At 49.9% G+C, this 22,589-nt stretch carries 17 protein-coding genes; 1 reads left to right on the top strand and 16 read right to left on the bottom strand.

Annotated features, from left to right (window positions below; all coding sequences use genetic code 11):
- Positions 1–528: 528 nt before the first annotated feature.
- The 7 genes from GD606_RS10485 to GD606_RS10515 all read right to left on the bottom strand — a co-directional run bounded on the left by GD606_RS10485 (position 529) and on the right by GD606_RS10515 (position 10,234).
- Positions 529–1,359 (bottom strand): DUF4405 domain-containing protein, encoded by an 831-nt coding sequence (locus GD606_RS10485; RefSeq protein WP_163304054.1) that lies wholly within the window; start codon positions 1,357–1,359, stop codon positions 529–531.
- A 572-nt stretch (positions 1,360–1,931) separates the two neighbouring features.
- Positions 1,932–2,339 carry a hypothetical protein gene (locus GD606_RS10490; protein WP_163302179.1) on the bottom strand — a complete coding sequence of 136 codons (408 nt, stop codon included), beginning with the start codon at positions 2,337–2,339 and terminating at the stop codon, positions 1,932–1,934.
- Positions 2,340–2,800: 461 nt separating this feature from the next.
- Entirely contained in the window at positions 2,801–5,707 is a 2,907-nt protein-coding gene (locus GD606_RS10495) for a response regulator (protein ID WP_163302178.1), read from the bottom strand.
- 888 nt (positions 5,708–6,595) lie between these two features.
- Positions 6,596–7,321 carry an ABC transporter ATP-binding protein gene (locus tag GD606_RS10500; protein ID WP_160963879.1) on the bottom strand — a complete coding sequence of 242 codons (726 nt, stop codon included), beginning with the start codon at positions 7,319–7,321 and terminating at the stop codon, positions 6,596–6,598.
- Between the two features lie 3 nt (positions 7,322–7,324).
- On the bottom strand, positions 7,325–8,458 hold the full coding sequence (locus GD606_RS10505; protein ID WP_160963881.1) for an ABC transporter permease: 1,134 nt from the start codon (positions 8,456–8,458) through the stop codon (positions 7,325–7,327).
- Positions 8,455–9,615 (bottom strand): efflux RND transporter periplasmic adaptor subunit, encoded by a 1,161-nt coding sequence (locus GD606_RS10510; RefSeq protein ID WP_163302177.1) that lies wholly within the window; start codon positions 9,613–9,615, stop codon positions 8,455–8,457. The genes GD606_RS10505 and GD606_RS10510 overlap by 4 nt, the downstream gene beginning before the upstream one ends.
- A 19-nt stretch (positions 9,616–9,634) precedes the next feature.
- Complete coding sequence (locus GD606_RS10515; RefSeq protein ID WP_160963885.1) at positions 9,635–10,234, bottom strand: TetR/AcrR family transcriptional regulator; 600 nt, start codon at positions 10,232–10,234, stop codon at positions 9,635–9,637.
- Positions 10,235–10,577: 343 nt separating this feature from the next.
- Between GD606_RS10515 and hcp the strand changes: the two genes are divergently transcribed.
- On the top strand, positions 10,578–12,239 hold the full coding sequence (hcp, locus tag GD606_RS10520) for a hydroxylamine reductase (protein ID WP_160963887.1): 1,662 nt from the start codon (positions 10,578–10,580) through the stop codon (positions 12,237–12,239).
- Positions 12,240–12,494: 255 nt separating this feature from the next.
- Here hcp and GD606_RS10525 read toward each other — a convergent pair whose 3' ends face one another.
- The 9 genes from GD606_RS10525 to GD606_RS10570 all read right to left on the bottom strand — a co-directional run bounded on the left by GD606_RS10525 (position 12,495) and on the right by GD606_RS10570 (position 22,545).
- Entirely contained in the window at positions 12,495–14,027 is a 1,533-nt protein-coding gene (locus GD606_RS10525) for a diguanylate cyclase (RefSeq protein WP_163302176.1), read from the bottom strand.
- Between the two features lie 165 nt (positions 14,028–14,192).
- Positions 14,193–14,927, bottom strand: coding sequence for a GGDEF domain-containing protein (locus tag GD606_RS10530; protein WP_163302175.1), 735 nt, complete (start codon positions 14,925–14,927; stop codon positions 14,193–14,195).
- Positions 14,928–15,519: 592 nt separating this feature from the next.
- Positions 15,520–16,260: a substrate-binding periplasmic protein gene (locus GD606_RS10535; protein WP_163302174.1), complete on the bottom strand. Its 741-nt coding sequence runs from the start codon at positions 16,258–16,260 to the stop codon at positions 15,520–15,522.
- Positions 16,261–16,263: 3 nt separating this feature from the next.
- Positions 16,264–16,740 carry a chemotaxis protein CheW gene (locus tag GD606_RS10540; RefSeq protein WP_163302173.1) on the bottom strand — a complete coding sequence of 159 codons (477 nt, stop codon included), beginning with the start codon at positions 16,738–16,740 and terminating at the stop codon, positions 16,264–16,266.
- Between the two features lie 11 nt (positions 16,741–16,751).
- Positions 16,752–18,893 carry a methyl-accepting chemotaxis protein gene (locus tag GD606_RS20535; RefSeq protein ID WP_246298740.1) on the bottom strand — a complete coding sequence of 714 codons (2,142 nt, stop codon included), beginning with the start codon at positions 18,891–18,893 and terminating at the stop codon, positions 16,752–16,754.
- Between the two features lie 818 nt (positions 18,894–19,711).
- Entirely contained in the window at positions 19,712–20,887 is a 1,176-nt protein-coding gene (locus tag GD606_RS10555) for a tyrosine-type recombinase/integrase (protein ID WP_163302172.1), read from the bottom strand.
- 90 nt (positions 20,888–20,977) lie between these two features.
- A complete protein-coding gene (locus tag GD606_RS10560; protein ID WP_163302171.1) occupies positions 20,978–21,193 on the bottom strand; it encodes a hypothetical protein in 216 nt (71 codons plus the stop codon).
- A 54-nt stretch (positions 21,194–21,247) separates the two neighbouring features.
- Positions 21,248–21,805: a tyrosine-type recombinase/integrase gene (locus GD606_RS10565; RefSeq protein ID WP_163302170.1), complete on the bottom strand. Its 558-nt coding sequence runs from the start codon at positions 21,803–21,805 to the stop codon at positions 21,248–21,250.
- A 356-nt stretch (positions 21,806–22,161) separates the two neighbouring features.
- The gene (locus GD606_RS10570) at positions 22,162–22,545 is read right to left on the bottom strand and encodes a hypothetical protein (protein ID WP_163302169.1); all 384 of its coding nucleotides are present in this window, start codon (positions 22,543–22,545) and stop codon (positions 22,162–22,164) included.
- Between the last annotated feature and the right edge of the window lie 44 nt (positions 22,546–22,589).

The following is a 22,589-nucleotide window of genomic DNA, read 5'->3' on the forward strand; positions in this document are numbered from 1 at the left end:
GGGCCGGCCAGGCCCTAGTCCAGAAAATTTCCAAACGGGCAGGAGGGGGGCGCTTTGGGGGTCAAAAACTCCCAGGGGGCAGGGGCAGGGGCAGGGGCAGGGGCAGGGGCGGGCCAGTGGGCCAAGTTTTCTGTTGGGTCAAGCCAACTTTGGGAAAAAGAAAGGCCCCATCCATGATGGACGGGGCCAGTAGGTGGTAATCGCTATATGATGTTGTTGTTCTCTGGCAGTTGTTTTAGCCAATTCTGTTGAGCTGGTGGTTACTCCACCTGAAGTTTGCCAGTATGTTCGATTTCACTGGCCTGTTTTGCTCTACGTCAGAAGGCCTTTGCCGAATCGGTATTGTCCAATGGTCTCGCCTCCGTTGAGGTTGCAACCTGAAAACAACCTGGGACACGATTACCATATAGGCCTGCGCTGAATGATTGTCCAGAGATTTCCCAAAAATACTTTTCCTGGTGGCGAATCAAGAGCAACCACGGGGGGGAAGAATTTCAGTCATGCAACTGTACCCGAGCAGCCGGATTCCTAGCTGGAACTGGGTTTCCTGGACAAAGACCACGCTCGCAGGGCCTGATAAACCTCGGTCGGCGACAGGTTGTTCGCCGAAGCGATCTCCTTCATGGTCTGGTCCGCCGACGCCTTAATATTTGTCGCGGCCAAGCCTTTGACCGCCGCTTGGGCGTCCAAGCCGAACTGCTTGCAAAGATCGCCAAGACGCAGCTTGCCCGTACCCTCGGGGGCGATATCGGGTAGCTCCGGCGTAGTCGCGTCGCTCATGGCTTCGTACAGGGCCTTGGGAGTGACGCCGTTGGCGTCGGCCATGTCGCGGAGAGTCATTTTTGATGACTCAGCCTTGAAGCCTTTTTCCCGAAGCGCCATGAGCGCCTTTTCCGGGTCCATCTTCATGAAGGCGGCGAAGCGTTCCAAGGTGGAAAGCTCGGCGTGGCCGTAAGGAGGATTGCCGTAAGTCTCCACATGGGAGTCCTTGATGGCGGAGCCGAGTTCTAAAACCTGTTGCATGGGCGGCAGGGCGAAAAGCGTACCGATGACCACGTACAGGGTGACGGCCAAGGCGGTCAGGTTTGCCGCGTTGATCCCGGTCAGTTCACGGGCCTTGTTTTTCATGTAGGACAGAATCGGCTTCCAGTTGAGCCAGACATGCAGCATCAGGGCGACGAGAAACAAAAAGCCCGTCGTCACATGGAGATCGCCCCACTGGGGCTTGTCAAGCCCGAGCAGTTTCCAGTCGGCCCAATAAGCAACCCGGCCCTCGGGTTCGATGTAAAGCACTACGCTCGTCAAAAGGACGAAGACGCCGGAGAAGGTCAAAAGCAGGGATACGGTTTTTCGAAGCATGCGTCGTGTTCCTTTGTCGGCGGTGGTTGGCGATACTTATGGGAAATAAGCAAATTTTGGCAAGGATGTCCATGCCACAGCCGACTGTCTGACCTGCATTGCTGGGGCGGGAAGATCACCATAGCCCTGCGACTTGCTCCGGCTGGAAATGCGCCTACCCCAGTGTCAATGCTCGGTCTGGAAGAAAATGCTGCACTCGGCTGGGCCATTTAGAAGGCGATTGATGCCTTCCCCGATTCCTCGACGGATGTTCGCATGAACCGATTGCGAAGTTGTCACAATTGTCACTGCGCAATTAATTCAATAAACACAGATTTTTGAGCCAGACAACCTTGCGCACCTGGTGACATTTCGCCGCCGACTGAAGGGGCTGATCATCAAGAAAAAACGTGCATTCCCCCATAGCTGCCCCCTCCTGGGCGAGGGGCTGTCCCGGGAGTCCAATCCCCCAACCCCAGGTAAAAGCCCAGGGAGGGGCCTGCCCACGCGAATCCAGGCTTCCCCCTGGGGGGGCGCTTTGGGGGCCAAAAACTCCCAGGGGGGAAGGGGGCGGGGGCGGGGCAGGAGGTAAATTAATAAAGTGGCGTATGTATATATTTCTGCTTTTCACATGAACGACTGATCCAATCTTTAGCATGTTCCACTGATGGAAATATCTCGACTTTCCAAGTGGTTTCACTCATGGCGGACTTGTATAGTTCTGCAAAAGTCAATGCTTCTTCCTCATCGGTTACGATGGCAAGAACGAGGCGTGGGTTGATGAGGGTAGCTGCTTCGTCCAAGGCGGCTGCGATTTCCACTTCTTCGGCAGACAGGTTGAACTTTTTAGCCCTTGATAAGTCGATAATCCCGTACTGCAGACCATCAAATCGTGGATCACCATAGATAGCTTGGGTTGCGCTGATGCCGTCTTGACCTGTAATCGTCCCATGGAATGCCCAAATCACTCCTCTGGTCTTCCAGGAAATTTTGTAGGGCATTTTTCCGGTTCCTTACGATCTGGAATCAAGGGGCAGGGGCGGGGGCGGGCCAAGTTTTCTGTTGGCATCAAGCCAACTTTTGAGGCCCCTTGGGCAAGAAAAAAGGGGCCAGGAACTTGGTTCCTAACCCCTTGAAATTCTTGGTGGAGCTGGAGGGAATCGAACCCACGACCTCTTGAATGCCATGCCAGCAGCATGCTGAAATCATTAGACTTTGACTAGCCAGCCACCTGTTGCCAACGTAACATTTTGGCTCCTGCCAACAATTTTGTGGCTTTCAGTGGCGCTCCTGCCAACGTGTAGCCAACAGTTATTTGGTGGCAGTGGTTGCGTAGTTGGTGAGTCAGTGGTTAGACAGCCACAGGGCAGCCAATGAAGCAGTGGCTGGTCCAGATTCACAGGAGCCTGTGAATTTTGCAACCCCGGCAACCTACCCCCCCAAGAATAATGACACTCTCATGTCAGGCCTCCACTCTGGTTTTGCCCATCACCCTAGCGATGACAGCTTTCAGAGCTTCAATATCCACTGGCTTGGAGATGTAGTCGTTCATCCCAGCGGTCATGAACTTCTCCTTGTCCCCGGTCATGGCATAAGCGGTCATGGCGATGATCGGGATGTCGGCAAAAGGTTTGCCTGAAGTGCGGATTGATCTTGTCGCCTCCATGCCATTCATGACTGGCATTTGAATATCCATCAGGATTAAGTCGAAGGCTTCGGCATCCAACAGGGCAATCGCCATCATGCCGTCCGTCGCTGTCTGCACTTGGTGGCCTTGTATCTCCAGCGTTTTCTTCACGAAACTCAAGCTCAATTCATCGTCATCCGCTGCCAAGATATGAAAATGCAGGCCTGTATTGCGCTTGGGTGCCGTGGTCGGGGCTGGTTCGCTTCGGGTTGCTTCGATAAGTCCAACCTTGAAGGTAACATAGATCGTCGAACCCTTGCCTTCATTCGAATCAACGCAGATCGTGCCGCCTATAAGCGCCACCAACCGCCTGACAATAGCCAGGCCAAGCCCTGCGCCCTGATACTTGCGAGTAAATGACGTGTCGGCCTGGGCGAAGGGGTGGAACAAGCTCGAAAGTCTGTCGTCGGGTATGCCGGGTCCAGTGTCCGAGACAATCAGCAGCAGCATGCCTTGGGTAGGATCGGCTTCGATCCTGGTGAAGGCGCTCGTCATCATCACCTCGCCCTGCTCGGTGAACTTGACGGCGTTGCCGACCAGATTGAAAAGCACCTGCAAAATCCTGGCTTGATCTCCAACCAAGGTTTCAGGGATAGTGCGCTCGTATTCGTAGCTCAACGACACCCCTTTGCTGTCGGCAGTGCGGGCGAACATCGCAATCGTTTCTTCCAGAAGATCTTTAGGGCTGAATTGCGCCGATATGATTTCCAACTTATCGGCGTCGATGCGGCTTATGTCTAAAATGTCGTTGAGCAAGCGTAAAAGCCTCTGGGACGACTCCTTGGCCATTGTCACGCACTGTAACTGATCGTCAGTGAGTGGCTCCATGCCCAACAGTTGGAGCATGCCAAACACTCCGTTAAGTGGAGTGCGGATTTCATGGCTCATGTTGGCCAGGAAGGCGGATTTGGCTTTGTTGGCGGCTTCGGCTGCACCCTTGGCCACCTGTAACTGCCTGGTGCGACTCGCCACCTCCTCTTCCAGCGAATCATTGACCTGTTTGATAGCCTTGAACTGCATAGACAAGGCGTCAGACATCATACGGAAGTTGGCTGTCAGGTAGTCAATTTCCAACACCCGGCTTTGCAACAGGGAATGCTTCGTGACGCCTTGCGCCAGGTTAAGTGGCAGATTGGCAGTCGCTCCGGCCAGACTCTCCAGTCCCCGCATGATCCGGCGACTGAGCAGCCAAGCCAGTAGCAGCGCTACGAACAGGATCAGCAAGGCCAGGAACAAAGCCTTGGAGTATCGGTCGTAGAGATATCTCTGGAAAGGGGCTGTGGGCTGTTCCAGGATCAACTTCCATTCACCCATACCGCCGATGGAGCTTTCAATGATATAGCGCGCTTGTCGCCATCGCTCCATGATGCTCGTGTTTGGCGGCACCTCGGGCACCCATTGCGAGATGCCTCCGTCCTGGTGTGCCCAATTCCCCTTGTTACGTACAAAGGGCTGCATAACCTCTAGTCCGACGACATTGGACATGATGACTTTGTCGTTCTTGTCCAGCAAAATATAACGCATGCCCTCGAGATCCATGTTCAGGTCAAGGAAATCCTTGATCTGGGACAGTCGTGGAACTGTGACGACGTAGCCCTCGAATCGGCCTCCGACAACAACCGGGGCAAGCATCAAGACGATCGGCACCGGACCACCAGTCCTGCCGATCATGACTTCCGTAAGCATCGGCTTAAGCCTGCTCTTTAGCTCGGGCAGATAAGGGCGGTCTGCGGCACTCTTGCCGATGTTGGGCATCCCCATTTCGTCGAGCAGCGGGTAGTAGGCGGTAATTATGGCATCAGCGTTCAACAGGCCTGCCCGAACCAGGTTTGGATCGGATTTGGTCGCCTGCTCCAGGAAGGGCTGTACCCCTTCAGGCGGCAATGTGTGAGCGAGTTCTGCCAGAGTATTCAAGCTGGCCATCCGGTCCTCGATCCAGACCCCCATACGCCGTGAGATTTGCTCGCTCTTTGCAATTAACTGGGTGCGAATGCGTTGGTCGGTTTCGGTGAAGTCGCTTCTGCTGGCGATGAACAATATTACAAGCATAGGGAGCAGAACGAAGCTGGCCAGCAAAATATAGACGATCTCACGGTAGGAAAATCGCATGGATCGGGTCGCTAACCCATAACTGAAAATGATCACTCGCGCGATTAGGGCGTTGGTTATTCCGTTGATCGCTTGTTTAGCCATTACGATCTGGGTGCTGGACGATGAACTGTGCATGGCGAAATAATATAACAGGAAAACAAGCGGAATGCCGATAAAAATCCAATAGAGCGTGTCGGCTATCACGATGTTAAAGTTGCGGCGATATATCAGCCAACCGACAACGGCCGCTTCGGTGGTCATGATGATGATGGCGTAGGGGTGGAACCAGAGGATGAACGTGTAGCTGGCGATCAGTGCGGCGGCCGTAATTCCCCAGCCGAGACCAAGAAGTTGCAGTGCAATCATCGAGAAAATGCTGCCAAAGAGAAAATCGATATTCAAAAAGATTGGAAACTTGAGGTAGTTTCCGGCCAAGCCGGCAAGAACAAGAAACATAAATACAACGAGCTTGAACTTCACGGGGATTTCTAATCCGTTTTTCGTTGCGTTAGCCGTCGGATTGTTGGCCCCACGGAAAACCGGAGTGAGCGATTCACTGTCCTTAACCAACGGCCATCCCTTTCTATCCATGTTATGTTACCTTGCCTAACCTAGCTTGAGCAATTTTCTCGCGCCTTCATACACCCGACAGCTGCTCATCCTCCAGAGACCATTTACAAATACATCCATCCGACACCAAGAACCTCGTCACCATTCGGGTGGAGGACTGGAAGAACCAACTGGAAGAACCAGTTTAGTAACTAAAACAAACTTCATCGACGGTGTCCATCACAACAGACTGGCTGACCGGTCGCGCTTCTTTCCAAGAAAGGGGGGATCAGCAGTCCCAACCTCTTGAATTTTCATCAAGCGTCCTTCGCCTTCGCGACCATCTCGTCGCAGTCCTGCCCTCCATCACTTCCAAGAGAAACTTTCTCCGCCCCTTTAGGATAAGCACAAGCACTCCCAAGCAGCGATCGCTTGAAAAACCCACAAGGGGCACGACCTCTCAACGCTGCTTCCTCTGCGCCTGAACTCCAAAAGCTTCATTCGTGCGAATTGTGCTTTTTTGTGCTCATTTTCGTCACCCGATCGCTTGAATAGAAATTCAAGCGATCCCGAAATATAACTTTCAACTATCTGAAATAACTCACTTGCCCTCCACTTGTCCTTTTGAGCGCTCTTGAATGCCATGCCAGCAGCATTTTGAAATCATTAGACTTTGGCTAGCCAGCCAACGGTTGCCAACGTAACATTTTGGCGTCTGCCAACAGATTTGTGGCTTTCAGTGGCGGTCCTGCCAACGTGCCGCCAACAGGGCTTTAGTAGAAGTGGTTGCGCAGTTGGTGAGACAGTGGTTAGACAGCCACAGAGATGACAACGCGGCAGTGGCACGTCCAGATTCACAGACTCCTGTGACTTTTGCGAACCAGTAACCGTCACCTGCACATGATGATGACGCTTTGTGAGAAGGCCTCGCTATTCAGATTTGTTTTGCGCACCACCTATATCTGTCAGCATCCCATCGCGAAGGTAAAATATCTGATCAAACCGGTCGAAAATTTTTTCATCATGGGTGACGACCAATACCGCAGCTCCCTGTTCAGCTGCTACCTTACGCAGCAGGTCCATCACGACACCAGCACGTTCTGAATCCAAAGCGGCAGTGGGTTCATCAGCCAGAATGATATGAGGATGGTTAGCCAACGCACGGGCAATAGCCACTCGCTGTGCTTCGCCTCCAGAAAGTCTTGACGGCATTGTTTCGCAACGATGCTCTACCTGGAGGTAACTAAGCAACTCTAGAGCACGCTGGCGGGCTGACATAGCACTTTTGTTGGCGATTTCCAAAACTACGGCAACATTTTCAATGGCATTCAGGAAAGGAAGCAGGTTGTGAAACTGGAAGATGAACCCGATTCGGTCCAAACGCAGGCGACGCAAATCACTCTGTAGCCATTTGCCATCATAGACCACTTGCCCATCAAGTTCCATGCGCCCGCTGCTTGGCTCCAGGATGCAACCAATAATGTTGAGCAGGGTGCTTTTCCCGGAACCACTCGGGCCAAGCAACCCCACCACCTGCCCGGCATACACTTGCAGCGTGACCTGCTTCAGTGCATCGACTCGCGCGTCTCCCTGCCCGAAGGATTTGTTAAGATTGCTGATGGTTACCAAAGGGGTCCCTGGGGTGGACATATTCATGCCCTACCCTCCCAAAGCCACGGCAGGTTCGATCTTGAGTGCAAGACGCACCCCCATCCCACTGGCAAGCACGCATAAGACGAGCACCACAACAGCCAAAGCGAATCCGTCCTGAGGCAAAAGTATCACTCGCCGAGGAAAGAAATCTCTGGTCAAGTTGATGAGCAGAGCTCCCACAGAGAAGCCGATTACGGCCATGGCGACGGCTTCCTGAATGATAAGTCCGATAATGGTCTTGTCCGGCGCACCTATTAGTTTGAGCGTGGCGATCTCCCTCACTTTATCCATTGTCATAGTATAGAGTATGAGCGAGATGATAACTGCCGAAACAACAAGAAGTATTACTGTAAAAAGTCCGATTTGGCGTCGAGATTTGTCCACCACCGACTTGGTCAGAATATTCTCTTGAGCGGACTGGCTCAATCCGGCGAGGTGCTTCCAACGTCCGACAGCCTCGACCACCCGATCCGGGGTCGTTCCTGGCGCGACTTTGGCAACCACAGCGTTGACGATGTCCGTGCCGACCTGTGGAGTGCCGCGTTCGGCCTCCCGTCGGGCTACCGGGGGTTCCAATTCAAATTGGAGGCGCTGCGCGTCTCGTAACGTAATATAGGCCACAGGATCGCCACCCGAAGAAACTTGATTTCGGGTCAATCCAACTACAGTAAAGACATTGCGACCAAGACGCAACTGTTCACCCAACATGAGCCCGCTCTTCGAGTCGACCAGCATTTCATAGTGGCTACGGGTCATGTAGCGGCCAGCAAGTATACTTGCAGGTCCTCCTAGCCTTCCAGATTCATATCCAACCACGTAAAGCCTCAATTTGTATCCGTTATGCATAGCTTCCACTGATTGATACGTCACTGATCCCGTTTCCACCACCTGTGACAGACTGGCGATTACTTCGCGGGTGTCACCAGGTATCCGCGACGACTCCGCAAAAGGTCCCCTTTTTCCTGCCTCCACGACCCAAAGGTCGGCTCCCGGTGTCCTGGACAAGGACAGGGCTTCTTCAACCAATCCACGGTAGATGCCGATCATAGACAACACGAGACCTAACAGCAGGCTTAATCCCAGACACGTCAGTAGGAACCGACCGAGGTTATGCCGGATATCGCGCACCGCCAGGTTCATAGACCGCCTCCGGATTGCACCGTGGCCTTCCTTCCTTGGCGTAGGCCGGACGGTAAGGCTGACAGAACCTGGGCTCCTTCAGGCACCCCCTGGATCACCGGAAGACGTCCATCCAGGGTGCTTTGCCCGAAAACCACCTGGCACCGATTGAGTTGGCCCTTTTCCAAAATCCATATCTGCCCACTGTTACCATCTCGTTCGAAAACAAGCGCTTCTGGAACCAGCACGACTTTATCTAACCAGCCACTATTGATCACCACCTCTGCCTGTTCGCCGAGATGGAAATCGCGGGGACAATCTCCCCAGGTTACGTAAATACGTCGTTCCTCTCCGACCCGATCGCTCTCCAGGTCAATACGCGCGACTTTTCCAGGGAATCTTTTTCCAGGAAGGGAGCGGAGTCGCACCTCAACCGGCTGCCCAACTTCTATATAACCGGCCTTGGCCTCGTCCACGAAAGCCCGTACCCAGACCGAGCAGGGATCCACCAATGTGAAGACCGGCTCCCCTGCTTGCATTATCGTGCCCACCTCCTTGTGGCGACCAATAATCACGGCATCGTATGGAGCCACCAGAAGATGTTGGGACAAGACTACACGTGATAAGCTGAGTTGAGCTTCAGCATCCTTCACGGTTGCCGCAGCAGCAGCCATCTCTGCCTCTGACAAAAGCACTTCTGCCTCTGCCGTTTGCGCTGCAGCCAATGAAACTTCGGCCTCTTCCCCAGCCAGAACATCTTTACTTTTAAGCGCTTGGCGACGATGGCTTTGCTGTTGCTTCAGGGCAAGGCTGGTGCGGGACTTCTTTAGACTTGCCTTTGCCAGATTGAGGTTAGCTTGAGCCTTTTCATGGTTGGCCAAGGCTTTGGCCACTTGACTTTCTTGCTCGCCGCTGTCCATTAACGCCAGAAGCTGCCCCGCTTTTACCTCGTCAGCATGGTCAACCTTCAATTCACGAAGTAATCCATTTACCTTGAAGCCTACCTTGGAAAGTACTCTCGCTTCCACAGTGCCCAGGCCGAATACCTGGAGCGCCCCCTGTGCGACCGGCTCCATGACTCGGACTGAAATTGGGCGAAAATTCAGGTGAATCAGCATGAAGGCAACGACCATACCCCCTGCTACTGCCAATATCACTCTCTTTCTGTATCTGGACATGAACGATACCCCTTGAGCGTCAATGAACCTTGCTCATGCCATACAGCATGACTTCCAAAAGCCGTGCACCTTCTTTCGCGAGGTTGAAACTGCGCCCGCTGAGTGACCAGCGTGTGGCTAGGCCTGACGGCAACGTCAACAGTACGCTGGCAATTTCATGAGGGGCAAAGTCACTTGACAACTCGCCATCGACCTGGGCTTGTTTAGCCAAATCGGTTAACATGATATGAAAGTCCGTGCTCATAGAGTAAAAAGATCGACGCAATTCGTCGTTTTGTGCGTGGAGTTCGCGTGAAAATATCAGAGAGTGGACCGCCGGAGTGTGCTGAATAAATTCAAGCTGCGCCTCTATGACGCACTTTATTCCATCAAGAGGACTTTTCTCGCAATTGCGTGCTTTCGCCCAGCGTTCTTGGGCTTCTTTAATCAACCAGTCCGCAACGGCAATCCAAAGGTCTTTCTTCGCCGGAAAGTGCCGAAACACGCCAGCCTGTGTAACGCCTACCCGATCGGCTACCGCTTGGGTGGTCGCACATCCAGGCCCCATTTCGGCAACCAGTGTAAGCATGGCTGCCACGATTTCGGCCTTTCTGTCGGCACTTTTCTTGCGCGTCCCCATAGACATTCCCCATTTGGTTAGTTATTAACAACTAACAAGCGTTGAAGCGCTTGTCAATCCGGGATTTCGATTGACCTCTTAGCCCCGAGATCACATTCAACGCGACAGTGGGTTCATCATTCAGAATGATATGAGGATGGTTAGGCAAGGCACGGGAAATGACCACTCGCTCGCCCCCGGAAAGCCTCGATTGCTTCTTTTGACCCATGTCAGGTATGCTGTCTAAGATGAATGGAGGACTATTGATAACAAGGTGAGAAACGGACGCCATGCGTCGCCGTACCTGCCGGGACTAAACCAGAACATGCTTGAATCACAGAACAATCAACCTCAAGGAGGCGTAATGTACTGCTTTCAATGTCAGGAGACCGCAAAAAACACCGGCTGCACTGTCAAGGGCATGTGTGGAAAACCCGAGGAGACTGCCAATCTTCAAGACCTCTTGATCTTCGTATTGCGGGGCATTGCCGTGTATGGTGAAGGACTCAAGGACCTGGGACAGCCTGACCGCTCGAACGATGACTTCGTGCTTCAGGGTCTGTTCGCCACGATCACCAACGCCAACTGGAACGATGTTCGTTTCGAAGGCATGATTGAAGATGGTCTGAAGCGTCGCGATGCGCTCAAAACGAAGTTTCATGAAGCCTACAAAGCAAAGCATGGGAAGGAATTCAGCGATCAGCTGCCAGACGCCGCCACCTGGAGCGGCCCATCCTCATCTTTCACCGAAAAAGCGAAGACCGTGGGTATTTTAGCATCGGAGAACGAGGATGTACGTTCCTTGCGGGAATTCCTTATCATCGGCCTCAAAGGCGTAGCCGCTTATGCCGAACACGCCGCCATTCTTGGATTCCGTAAACCGGAAATCGACGAATTCATGCTTGAGGCTCTGGCATCAACAACTAAAGACCTGTCTGTGGACGATATGGTCGGCATGGTGATGAAAGCAGGTGAAGTGGCCGTGACGACCATGGCCCTGCTGGACGAGGCCAACACGAGCACCTATGGGCACCCAGAGATCACCCATGTCAATATTGGCGTAGGCACGAACCCGGGCATCCTTATCAGCGGTCATGATCTCAAAGACATGGACGAGCTGCTCAAGCAGACCGAGGGTACGGGCGTGGATGTCTACACTCACGGCGAAATGCTCCCGGCCAATTACTACCCAGCCTTCAAAAAATACAAACACTTGATCGGCAATTACGGCGGCTCCTGGTGGCACCAAAATCCCGAGTTCGAATCCTTCAACGGCCCTATCCTGCTGACCACCAACTGTCTGGTACCGCTCAAGAAGGATAACACGTACCTCGACCGCCTCTACACCACAGGGGTAGTCGGCTACGAGGGTGCCACGCACATCACGGACCGTCCGACCGGCGGGGCCAAGGATTTCTCGGCCATAATCGCCCAAGCCAAGAAGTGTGCGCCGCCCACGGAGCTAGAAAAGGGAGCCATTGTCGGAGGTTTTGCCCACCACCAGGTCATGGCTCTTGCTGACAAGGTTGTGGAAGCCGTCAAGTCCGGTGCTGTCAAGCGCTTCGTGGTAATGGCCGGTTGCGACGGCCGTCAGAAGTCACGCGAATACTACACTCAAGTGGCCGAAGCTCTGCCAGAGGACACCATCATACTCACGGCGGGCTGCGCCAAGTACCGTTACAACAAGCTAAACCTCGGCGATATCGGCGGCATCCCGCGCGTGCTGGACGCCGGCCAGTGCAATGACTCCTATTCCCTGGCCGTCATCGCACTGAAGCTCAAAGAGGTCTTCGGTCTCGACGACATCAACAAACTGCCCGTGTCCTACGACATCGCTTGGTACGAACAGAAAGCCGTGGCCGTGCTCCTTGCCCTCCTGTTCCTCGGCGTAAAGGGTATCCGACTCGGCCCCACGTTGCCGGGCTTCTTGTCCCCGAACGTGGCTAAGGTCGTTATCGAGAAGTTCGGCCTGAAGCCCATAGGCACTGTACAGGACGACATCGCGGCCATGATGACAGGCCAGTAAAATCGAAGGGGGAGCTTCGGCTCCCCTTTGTCATTAAAATGTATCGAGTGTCTTCAGCTCTTGTTGAGCTTCGCCAAGCTTATCTGCTCGGTTCCCCCTGAGGCCATTAAGCACCTGAAAGACCTTGCTGACGCGGAGAACCTCCTCGAAGCTGCCTTTGGCAAAGGCTTTGGTGACGAACAATCGTAGTTTACTTCCCGCCTGCAAAAATGATGAGCCAGATAATTTACCTCGATATGTTTAAGGCAAACCAATTCATTTTATCGCGCTAAACGTGCAAACCTTATTTCTACCAGTGCGCTTCGATTCATAAAGAGCTGCATCAGCCCGAGCCATAATTGTTTTGAGAGAATCACTCTCGTCAATTTCTGCAACGCCAAAGCTCATAGTTACTTTCAAACCGGACGGGAAAGAGTGCCCAGCTATAACTGACCGAAGTTTCTCAGCAAGTGCTACGGCAGAATGTAACTCGCTTGACGGGGCCAGAACCACAAACTCTTCCCCTCCCCATCTCACCAATATGTCTGTCGCCCTGATTATTTTAGATGCCATGGACGCGACTTCAACTAGAACATCATCTCCGACATTGTGACCGTATGTATCATTGACTATTTTGAAGTGATCAATATCCATCATTATCACACTAAAAGGCGTTTTGTAGCGGGAAAACCGTTGAAACTCTGAATTAAAAATATCTACAAACTTGGTTCGGTTATAAACCCCAGTGAGCCTATCCGTTGAAGCCATCTTTTCTTTTTCTTCAAGCAATTGATTAGTAAACTTCAGCAGAGAATTCAGAGAATTCGAAATACCTGAAATCTCATCATGACTTTGGTCGGTAATTTCGATTTTATAATCGTTGGTTCTCAAAATAAACCGCATTTTATCATCAATGTTTTCGACCCTCGCCGAAAATGACTTGATAAACCGCCCAACGAAAAGCCCCGAAACGAGAAGGACGAGGGCTGTAACGCACAATATCAATAATCCAGTTAATTGAGCTTTTCTTTTTTCGTATTTCAAATACTGACCATACGTGTCTGCAAGTGTACCTTCGACCGAATAGTACACATCCATTGCCCCCGTAGACATTCCGAACCAACTATCGTAATCAAACTCTTGCTGTCTACCGTCTAAATACAAAGAAATTGCAGCTTCCGTTTTTTTGACTTTCTCGTCATCTGCGACAATGCCAACATAACCTGGATATTTTCCTTTAAGGCTTTTCAAAAACTCTTCCTTCGATATCTTGTAAAATCCAAACTTTTCTTTTACATAAAATTGACTCTCCCCATCTAAAAAATTATTCATCGCCGACATGGAAATTCGGGCCCGAATTTTCCCAAGGTGTTCCCTTGCCATCAACAAATTCATTAACGACAAAAACAAATGATCATGTTGAATATGCTCGTAAGATTTATCCGAACTGTAAGTTGCAATAATTTCGTATATTATGTCAGAGTACTCTAGAAAACAATCTTCTAGAGAAATCGCATTAGAATCACTTAAGCCGCGAAGCCTGATCTGCCTTCCTGAGATTTCTCGGGACAATGAAGTATTCGACAACTTTAGAATGGCAGCGCTAGTTTCAGCACGCCATAATTGGAGTTCATTAATATTGCTCGGCGTAGGTCGAAAGAGACTTTTTACAGTGAGCCCGCGCTCTTTTTGTAGCATGTGAATAGCTTTAGTCGACAGCCTGAAAACATTGTACTCTTCAAGCAGTGTTTGTCTTTCTGAATATTTGCCCCAACTAAAACTAGCCACAGCCACTGCAACAGCAGCCATAAACAACGCCATGCATATATAAAGAAAATAAAACTTTGCTCGCACAGTAGTAAGCACTTGCACACCTCTAGCGGCGGAATACCCTGCGCAAATCTGCACAAGGAGATTTATCACCAAACACAACTAACAAAAACGAGACAAGCACAAACGGCTTGTGAGAAATTTTCACATTATTTGCGAACTACAAACAACAACCTTGTTTTTACCAGTCATTTTTGCAACAAGCAATGCATCATCACATCGCTTCAACAGTCTTTCAGCATCTTCATCTACAGTCAACGATGCTACTCCACTACTGATGCTGAAAGAAATACTTTTATTCTCATACAAAAACTCGGCCATACTCACTGTACTCCGAACCCTCTCTGCAAATTTTTCTGCACCAATCAAATCAGTTTCGGGCAACAATACTGCAAATTCTTCACCACCAACCCTGCCTAGCGTATCAGTCTGCCGTAAATTTTCTCGTACGATTGTGCAAAAGTGCTTGAGAATTTCATCGCCAACAATATGCCCATGAACATCATTAACTATTTTAAAGTTGTCCAAATCAATCATTACCAGAGACAGGCTTGTAGAATATCTTTTAGATCGGACCACTTCTGACGTCATCACCGATGAAAAATGCCTCCTATTAAAGACACCAGTCAGAAAGTCATGCGACGAGCTATACACCAATTCCTCTTCAAGTTTTTTACGCAAAGATATGTCAATTATTGTTGACAGGATTGCATCCTCATTATTGTAAACAATTCGCTTTGACGACACCATACCCCAAAAACGAACACCGAGACTGTCTATGAATTCAATTTCATATTCTTTCAAAAACCCTGCGGAAGTTACTAAGCTTAAAAAATGCTTTCGTCTGCCTGGATCAACATAAAAATCCGTTGTATTCACGAATTCAGGCGTTTCTCCTTTTGTCCTTAACAGTTTCTGTGCATGCTCGTTCATATAAAATATTTTTCCAATTCCAAACCCGGCTATGACTACCGGCACAGGAAACTGATCTAATATGTTTTTGAAACATTCATGACCCGTCTTATTCATCAAGCAAGATGACATGCCACACCCTCAATTGAATTATATTGGCGATGCTTACAGGGTTCTCGCCCAGAAACTAGCGGCAAACCTAATTCGCCATTCATGACGAAGATTGTATATTCCAGCGATTTTCTCTTGGGAAGAAAATTCTGCAAACGTTCAATAACACATCGTACTGGCAGCCATTCTCATTCCTTATAGCCTTCGATTCACACAACCATTCCTGTCATGCTTCAATTTGATGGCAGATTCTTCTAGATGAGCATAGGAACAGATGGGAGCCAAGGGAGGTGCATGGTAAAGGACGGGACTGAAACGGAATACAAAAAATACTATTACGACTGACCGGGACAGCCTCAGGCCAGACAACTTTCCCAGGATGAAGTAACCCTTCACCCGGCAAGCTGCAGCAATAAAGCGCAAAACAGAAATAACATCCCAAGATGCATCACCTTTCAAAATGTGATTTTGCAATACACGTATTTATGACATGAATTGTTTCATCCTCTATATCATTAGAAAAAATTATGTACCTTTTATTTCCTGGCGGTATATCTTCAAGTTGTTTCTTCTCGAAGTCACGAGGATTCATTCCTGATGTGCGCAGGAGGTGCTGAATTTCTTCCGGTGGCAATAATATGTAGTCAAAACGCCCTGCTTTGAGCATGGACATTAAATTCACCTGTTCAGCACTCACGAGAATTACATTGTCCCTGCTATTGCTCATTATTGAGTCAACAATTTCTCCTTCAGAGTGCCCTTTTATTACGCCGATCTTCAAATTTGAATTAGAAAGCAAGTCTTTCAAACTATTAAACCCTGCGAACCCATCTTCATTTTTTTTCAAAAAGACTGCCACCTGTGGTCGAGATTGACTAAGAGGAATAGAGTATTTTGCAAATTGCTCGCGCTCCTGGGTTTTGAACCATCCAATAGAAATTGTGTTTGAAGCAGTTTTTACCTCGTGCAAAGCGCGGTTTGACGGACACCCCACTAGGCGAAAGTCTAATTTTGCACAGCGCAAAACAGATGACGCGCGCGTTAACAAATACCCATCTGGATTCCCGTTTTTTGTGAAACAATAGGGAGGGTACTCAATGTATATCACATTGAACCTTGCCTGTCCCATTGCATTAGACAGAAGAAATGCGATCAGTGCGACAACAAATAAAACGTGCTTTGCCTTCATATATTAGTTGGCAGCACGTTGAATCTCTTCACGAGAAAACAGCTTTTCTAAATCAAGAAGAATTAACAGCCGTCCATCCAGTTTTCCAACTCCCTTTATGTATTCAGACTCAACCCCAGAAACAACTGGTGGAGGAGGTTCTACCGTATTTGACTGAATTCGCAAAACTTCAGATACTTGATCGACGACAAACCCAACGATCATTCCATGAATCTTAATCACTACTATTCGAGTTTGGCTATCGTGTGCATGAAACTCCATGCTAAACCGCTTTCGCAAGTCAATCACAGGAATAACCTTGCCACGAAGGTTAATTACCCCTTCCACCGAATGAGGAGAGTTAGGAACCTTGGTGATTGGCATCATGCGGATGATCTCTTGTACACGAAGAATATCGATTCCGAATTCTTCTTCAGAAATGGCGAACGTCACGAGTTGAAGAAGCTCATTCTCCTGCACAGATAGGTGATCAGCATCCATCACAAGCCTCCTTACCGCTGGGCCAGTGCCAGCTTGCGCGTACCAAGTGACTTCGCAGAACCAGCCCCTGCACCGCCCTCGTCCTTCATCTGGTCGATCAAGCTCTTGAGCACCTGCGCTTGGTGAGCAAGTTCACCCACAGCCTGGGCAGACTGCCGCATGGCATCAGAGGTTTCGGAAGAGATGCGATTAATGGCCTCAATGCTCTGATTGATCTCCTCACTGGCTGCTGATTGCTGTTCGGATGCTGTTGCTATCGACCGCACTTGGTCGGTGGTCAGATCAACCAAAGATACGATCTCGTTCAAGGCGTCACCCGACTTACCCGCCAAGCCAGTAGCTGCGTCAATCCTTGAAACCGCGTGTTCAACATTCGCGATATTCTTTCGTGCCCCTTCTTGAATCCCTCGAATGGCGTCACCGACTTCCTTGGTGGCGGTCATGGTCTTTTCTGCGAGCTTACGGACTTCATCAGCGACGACTGCGAAACCCCTTCCGGCATCACCAGCCCGAGCTGCTTCAATGGCTGCGTTCAAGGCCAGCAAGTTAGTCTGGTCTGCAATGTCAGAGATAACGTTGAGGATTTGTCCTATGCCTTCTGCCTGTTTACCAAGAGAGGTCATGTCCATTTTGAGATCAAGAGCATATGATTGAACTTCGCCGATCCCCTTGACCACTAAAGCAACAACTTGTGAACCATCTTCTGCTTTATCCTTGGCTTTGCCAGCAGTTTCAGCAGCCTGCGAAGCGTTCTTTGCAACTTCAAGGACCGTGGCGTTCATCTCTTCCATAGCGGTGGCGGTTTCACTCACCCGGTGAGACTGCTCCTCGGAACCACGGCTCGACTGCTCTACCTGGGCTGAAAGTTGCTCAGAAGCTGATGAAACAATTTCTACTACGCCTTCAAGTTGATGAGCTGCTTGAAGCATGCCTTCGGCCTTGGCACTTTCGGCCTTCTGTCTTGCAACATCGGCTTCTTTCATGGCCAGTAAAGCTTTTTCAGTTTGCTCAGAGGCAATAGAACTGTTTCGCTCTGCTTCTAGAATCTTGGATTTTAAGTTTTCAACCATAGCCTCCAAAGACGCTTGAAGCACCCCAAGGTCATGGCTGAACCGTTCAACAAGTGTTGCATTTAGATTTCCACTCGCAACATCTTTCGAATACGAAATTATATGATTGATAGGAGCAGTAATTGAACGCGCCAGAAAGAAAGCAGAGATCAAAGCTAACAGCAAGATTAACCCTAATGAAAAGTAAACCTTTAAAAGGGTGCTGGCAATTTCGTCTTGAATTATTGACAAGTTATTAACTATCGACTCGACCTCTTTGTTGCGGACTGAGTACATGTCATCAATAACTTTTGTCATTGTAGCAAAAAAGTCTTTGCCGCTAATGCCAAATTCTCCGTCTTTAGACTTTGTCAGTACAACATTGAATACTTTATTGACACCGGCCCATGCTTCAGACTTCCTACTATCTTCAAGGAGTGTTTTGGCAGTTGAGCTCAGTACAATCGCTTTCGAATCTAGGTTCGCATCAATATTAGCTTTAAAAGTAATCAGCCGAGTGAAAAGCTCTTCGTCGAATGGCTTGTCAGCCGTCAAAACACCGGATACGGTCGCTCTTAATTTTCCAGCATTTTCTTTTGCAGTTTCCAGAATTATGATAGTTGTCAGAGCCTTCCCAAATCCTCTTGTCGTCTTTGAATTGGCTATTGTTGTCTCAGTTGACATAAAAGCAGAAATAATCTTCCCATAAGTGTCGACAACGTCTTTAGCTGGTCCTTTTTGATTGGCAGTGCTTCGAACCTTTTCAATTTCAGATATTGCTTCTGCCGTGTTTGTTTTGATTTGAGATGAAATTGTTGATGTATTTAGCGCGCTAGTTACTGAGGGTATTTTTGAGTCAGTTGACTTTCTTTGACCTTCCATATCCTCGCGAGAACCTCCTGACAAGTAAATGGAAGTCCGCCCTCTTTCTCTCTGTAATTCATGTATAAGATCAGATACGGCCATCAATAACTTCGTATTATTAGCCATATCACTGACAATATTAGATTCATCGATGTTGTTTTTAATAAATACCAAGCTTACGATAAAGAACGCGATCAGCGGAATTGCCGTCAATATAACTAATTTTCGCGAAATTTTCACCGAAATGCCCCTTGTTAGAGATGAAGTCGCTCATGAGGAAAAGTTACTCAGAAACGATCTTAACTTACGGCACCCATTCGCGCAAGGAGCAGCAAGTGGAGAATATGAAGCCTAACTTGAGCGATTTCCTCGCACCCTCACATAGTCAAATATTGCTCAACACCTTAAATTGCTTACAAATACAATCCTGCCAACGCCATCAAACTCGTCACCCTCCGGCGGGAGGACTGGATGCCCAAGATTATGAAACAATAGGCCAATCCCATTGACGATGTCTAGGTCACAACCGCTTGTCTGACCTGAAAAAGTATCGTCGGCAGCCTTTCGACTGGGCTGCACAGGGAGACAGCCCCTACCATTTCCAAATGCGCAGGAGACTGCGCTTTTGGTTTCGGTGCTCTTGGCCTTCGTAACTAACCCTATCAGGCACACCGTGAAAGCCCTAATCAGGCAAAATAAGGGACCAGACCGCGCAACCGGCCTGATCCCCAAAACACTCAAACGCGGCTAAGCAAGCAATTCGTCGACTAAACTGAATCGCTCACGTCTCTCCCTTTCGGAACGGTGACCATGAACACCAATGAACTCTTTCCACAACCTGAGGCCATAGCTACGCGACTCATCTCCAGCGACATAGCTCTCAAATTCCACGTTGCACTTAGGACAAAGAATAACTTCGCTGTCGTCCTCAAAATGTCCCGTGAACCCTTTCGAGCAATCCATACATTGCACACTCTCCCCATATCCCCTCATGGCAGTTCTCCTCATCAAAAATTGGAGCAGGACTCTCTTCACAAGACTCCTGCCCCCGGTTCATGTTAAACGGCAATCAAGCTGGGCAACTTGCTAACAGCCCGTTCTTTCTCACCTTCCAGATAGTGATAGTACACGTCTGCGGTCATCTTTACCGTGGAATGGCCCATGAGTTTAGATACCGCCGCCAAGTCGGCTCCGTTCGCCAGCATCGTCGTTGCGAAGAGATGGCGCAGGTCATACATCCTGAAATCCACGGTGATACCAGCCTTCACGCAGGCCTTGTTGAAGCTCTTGCGAATCGTTGTCACCGGCTTCCCGTCGTATTCGACGATGTACCCAGACCTTGAATGCCCCCGCATCTCCTTCAGGCGATCCAGGAATGCCGAAGTCACCGGGACAGTCCGATAGGTCTGCGTTTTGGTAGCGAAAATTCGCACCGTGCCAGCGCTGAAATCCACATTTTCATAGCGCAATGCGAACAGTTCCGAAGGACCAGGCCGAGTCCCGAGGTTAAAGCAGACCTCCATGGCCCACCGGACATGAGGCTCAGCACACTCCATGATCCGGCGCAGGTCATCAACGCCGACCTGGACGTCCCGAGGTTTCTCCTTGGCTTTCTTCCGCCCCTTCATTGGGTTCCTGGAAATGAGTTCCATCTCGATGCCGAAGTTGAAGATCGCGTCGAGGTAGTCGCAGTAGCGATTGACACAGGACTGGGACCGTGGCTTCTTCGTCTGAGGACTGACCCCTTGCATCTCCTTGATGAACGGGACGATGTCTTTCAGGTACGTCATGCCCTCGACCAGGGTGTCCCGACCAAGGATGTCGAAGAACATGCTCTTGAGCAGGTTCTCGAGGTTAGCAATGTGCTTCGGCGTCCGACCCGACACCCGAAGGTGATCCAGGTACATCATCGACAGTTGACCAAAGGTGACCCTCTTGGCAGGTACGGCGACAGAAGCCACCGTCGCTACCGACGTCGCCAGCGGCATTTCAGCCTGGACCTCTTCAGCCCCAACCCCTGGCTCTTCCTGGTGCGCAACCGGTTCCGCCCCCGGCTCAGTGACCTGCACCTCCTGAACAGGCACATTCAGATTCGCTTTCGCTTGCTGGATCGCAAGATCAAACGCCTCAGCCTGGAGACGGGCCACTTCGCCCCTACCGAAGGACTTGTCCCGCCTCTTACCTTCTTCGTGCCAATAGACCATGAACCGTCCATCGCGTTGATAGACGCCCATTTGAGCACCCTCCGTTGGTGGTGATTGCAGATGATTTATGAAGAGAATGGGGCGACCAGATCGATCGCCCCGGAATCGAATAACTAAACCTTACACATCCAGACAGAACTCGATCGTCAGGCTATTGCCCCCAAGAAGCAGTTTAGAATAATGGCCATCTTCAACATGTTCGAACGGATAATTATTTTCTTCATCCATCTTAACCAGAAGCTGAAGATTCGGAATCATGCACAACAAACGCAACATGTTCTCAATATTAGAGGCGTGCTGCAAAGTTTCCAGCGACGTGTAGCGGTTAGTACTCATGGCGATTCTCCAGATAATGAAAAGGGCCATTTCTGACCCTGCTAAAGTGTTTGATCACAATGCGTTGAGGAGGATTTCTTCCACCTCTTCATCCTGTACCCCAAGATACCTTCGCGTTATCGAGGGGCTACTGTGATTGAGCCTCTTGGCCAACAACTCCCATGAAACACCAAATGTTTTGCGTTGATGGTAGCACCACGTCTTCCGCAGTGTATGCGCTCCGAAGTTGCCTTGTAGATTGATCTCGTCGCACCAGCGCTGCACCATCATGGTGACGGCATACGTGGTCAGCGGATAATTCTTCCCCTTGCGGCTCTTGAACAGGAAATGTTCATCTTCGAGTTTCGAAGTTGCAAGATGCTCGGCAAGAGCCGACTTGATTTCCTTGTTCATTATGAAGATGTTCTCTTTGCCAGTTTTCTTTTCCTTGAGGCAGACGCGGTCGCCAATCTTGCAATACTTCACGTCTGAAACCTTCAAGGCCAATATATCTTGGACCCTGAGCCCAGAGTTCACCCCCATGGTAAACAGTAGCCGATTACGCGGCTGATCCGCCAAGAGCTTCTTGATGCTCTTGATGTTCTTGAGGTCGATAATGGGCTCGACTTTCATGAGCACCTCCTTTGCAACGTTGTTTTTCGCTTCCAAACCCAACCAAATCGTAGATTCAAAACCAGGGATGGCTGGGACCGTCCAGCTAGTGCTGGAGTATCCCGTTGTAATACAACGGCTTATGCTGCAATGCTCATCCAATGTACGATTCTATCTATTATCGTTCTTTCCTCCGTTGTAGAGTGTTCGCATTATACCAATGATATCTGTATTACTTTGTGCATTCTGCCAGAAAATTGAAGTGACAATTTGATAGACTGCGAATCAGATGTTATGTTGCACGGAGGACGGAAAGCAGGATTCAAACAGAAGAAAATGCCACCTCTCTGGAGCATGGCATTCGTAGATGGTTGATTTCAGATCACCGTCAGGATGATGCGATTGTCTTCGACAGTGACGGCGAACTCGTCGCCTTCATTGACGTCGAGGCTGCCCAGATCAAGTTTGTTGACGTTGATCCGCACCTCGCCCTTCTTGTTGACGTAGGGACGTGCAGAACTCTTGAGATAGAGTCCTTTGACGTCGTAGAACTGCCTGTCCTGGCTGATGAGCTTGAGGACGAAGTGCTTGAGGGTCGGCTTATGCGTAATGTTCATCTTTTCCATGATGGACTTCGCGTCGAGACCTTCCCTGATGCACTCCCTGAGAAGCGAAGCATTGTACTTCGACTCAGGGCGCTTCTTTTCGCCCACGCCATCGAACTCTTCACCCTCAATGGACTGAACCTTCTTCGCTGACATATTGCCTCCTTTGTTTTAGGCGGTGGTATAAGAATCTAATATCT

The organism is Desulfolutivibrio sulfodismutans DSM 3696, from assembly GCF_013376455.1.
Lineage (GTDB): Bacteria > Desulfobacterota > Desulfovibrionia > Desulfovibrionales > Desulfovibrionaceae > Desulfolutivibrio > Desulfolutivibrio sulfodismutans.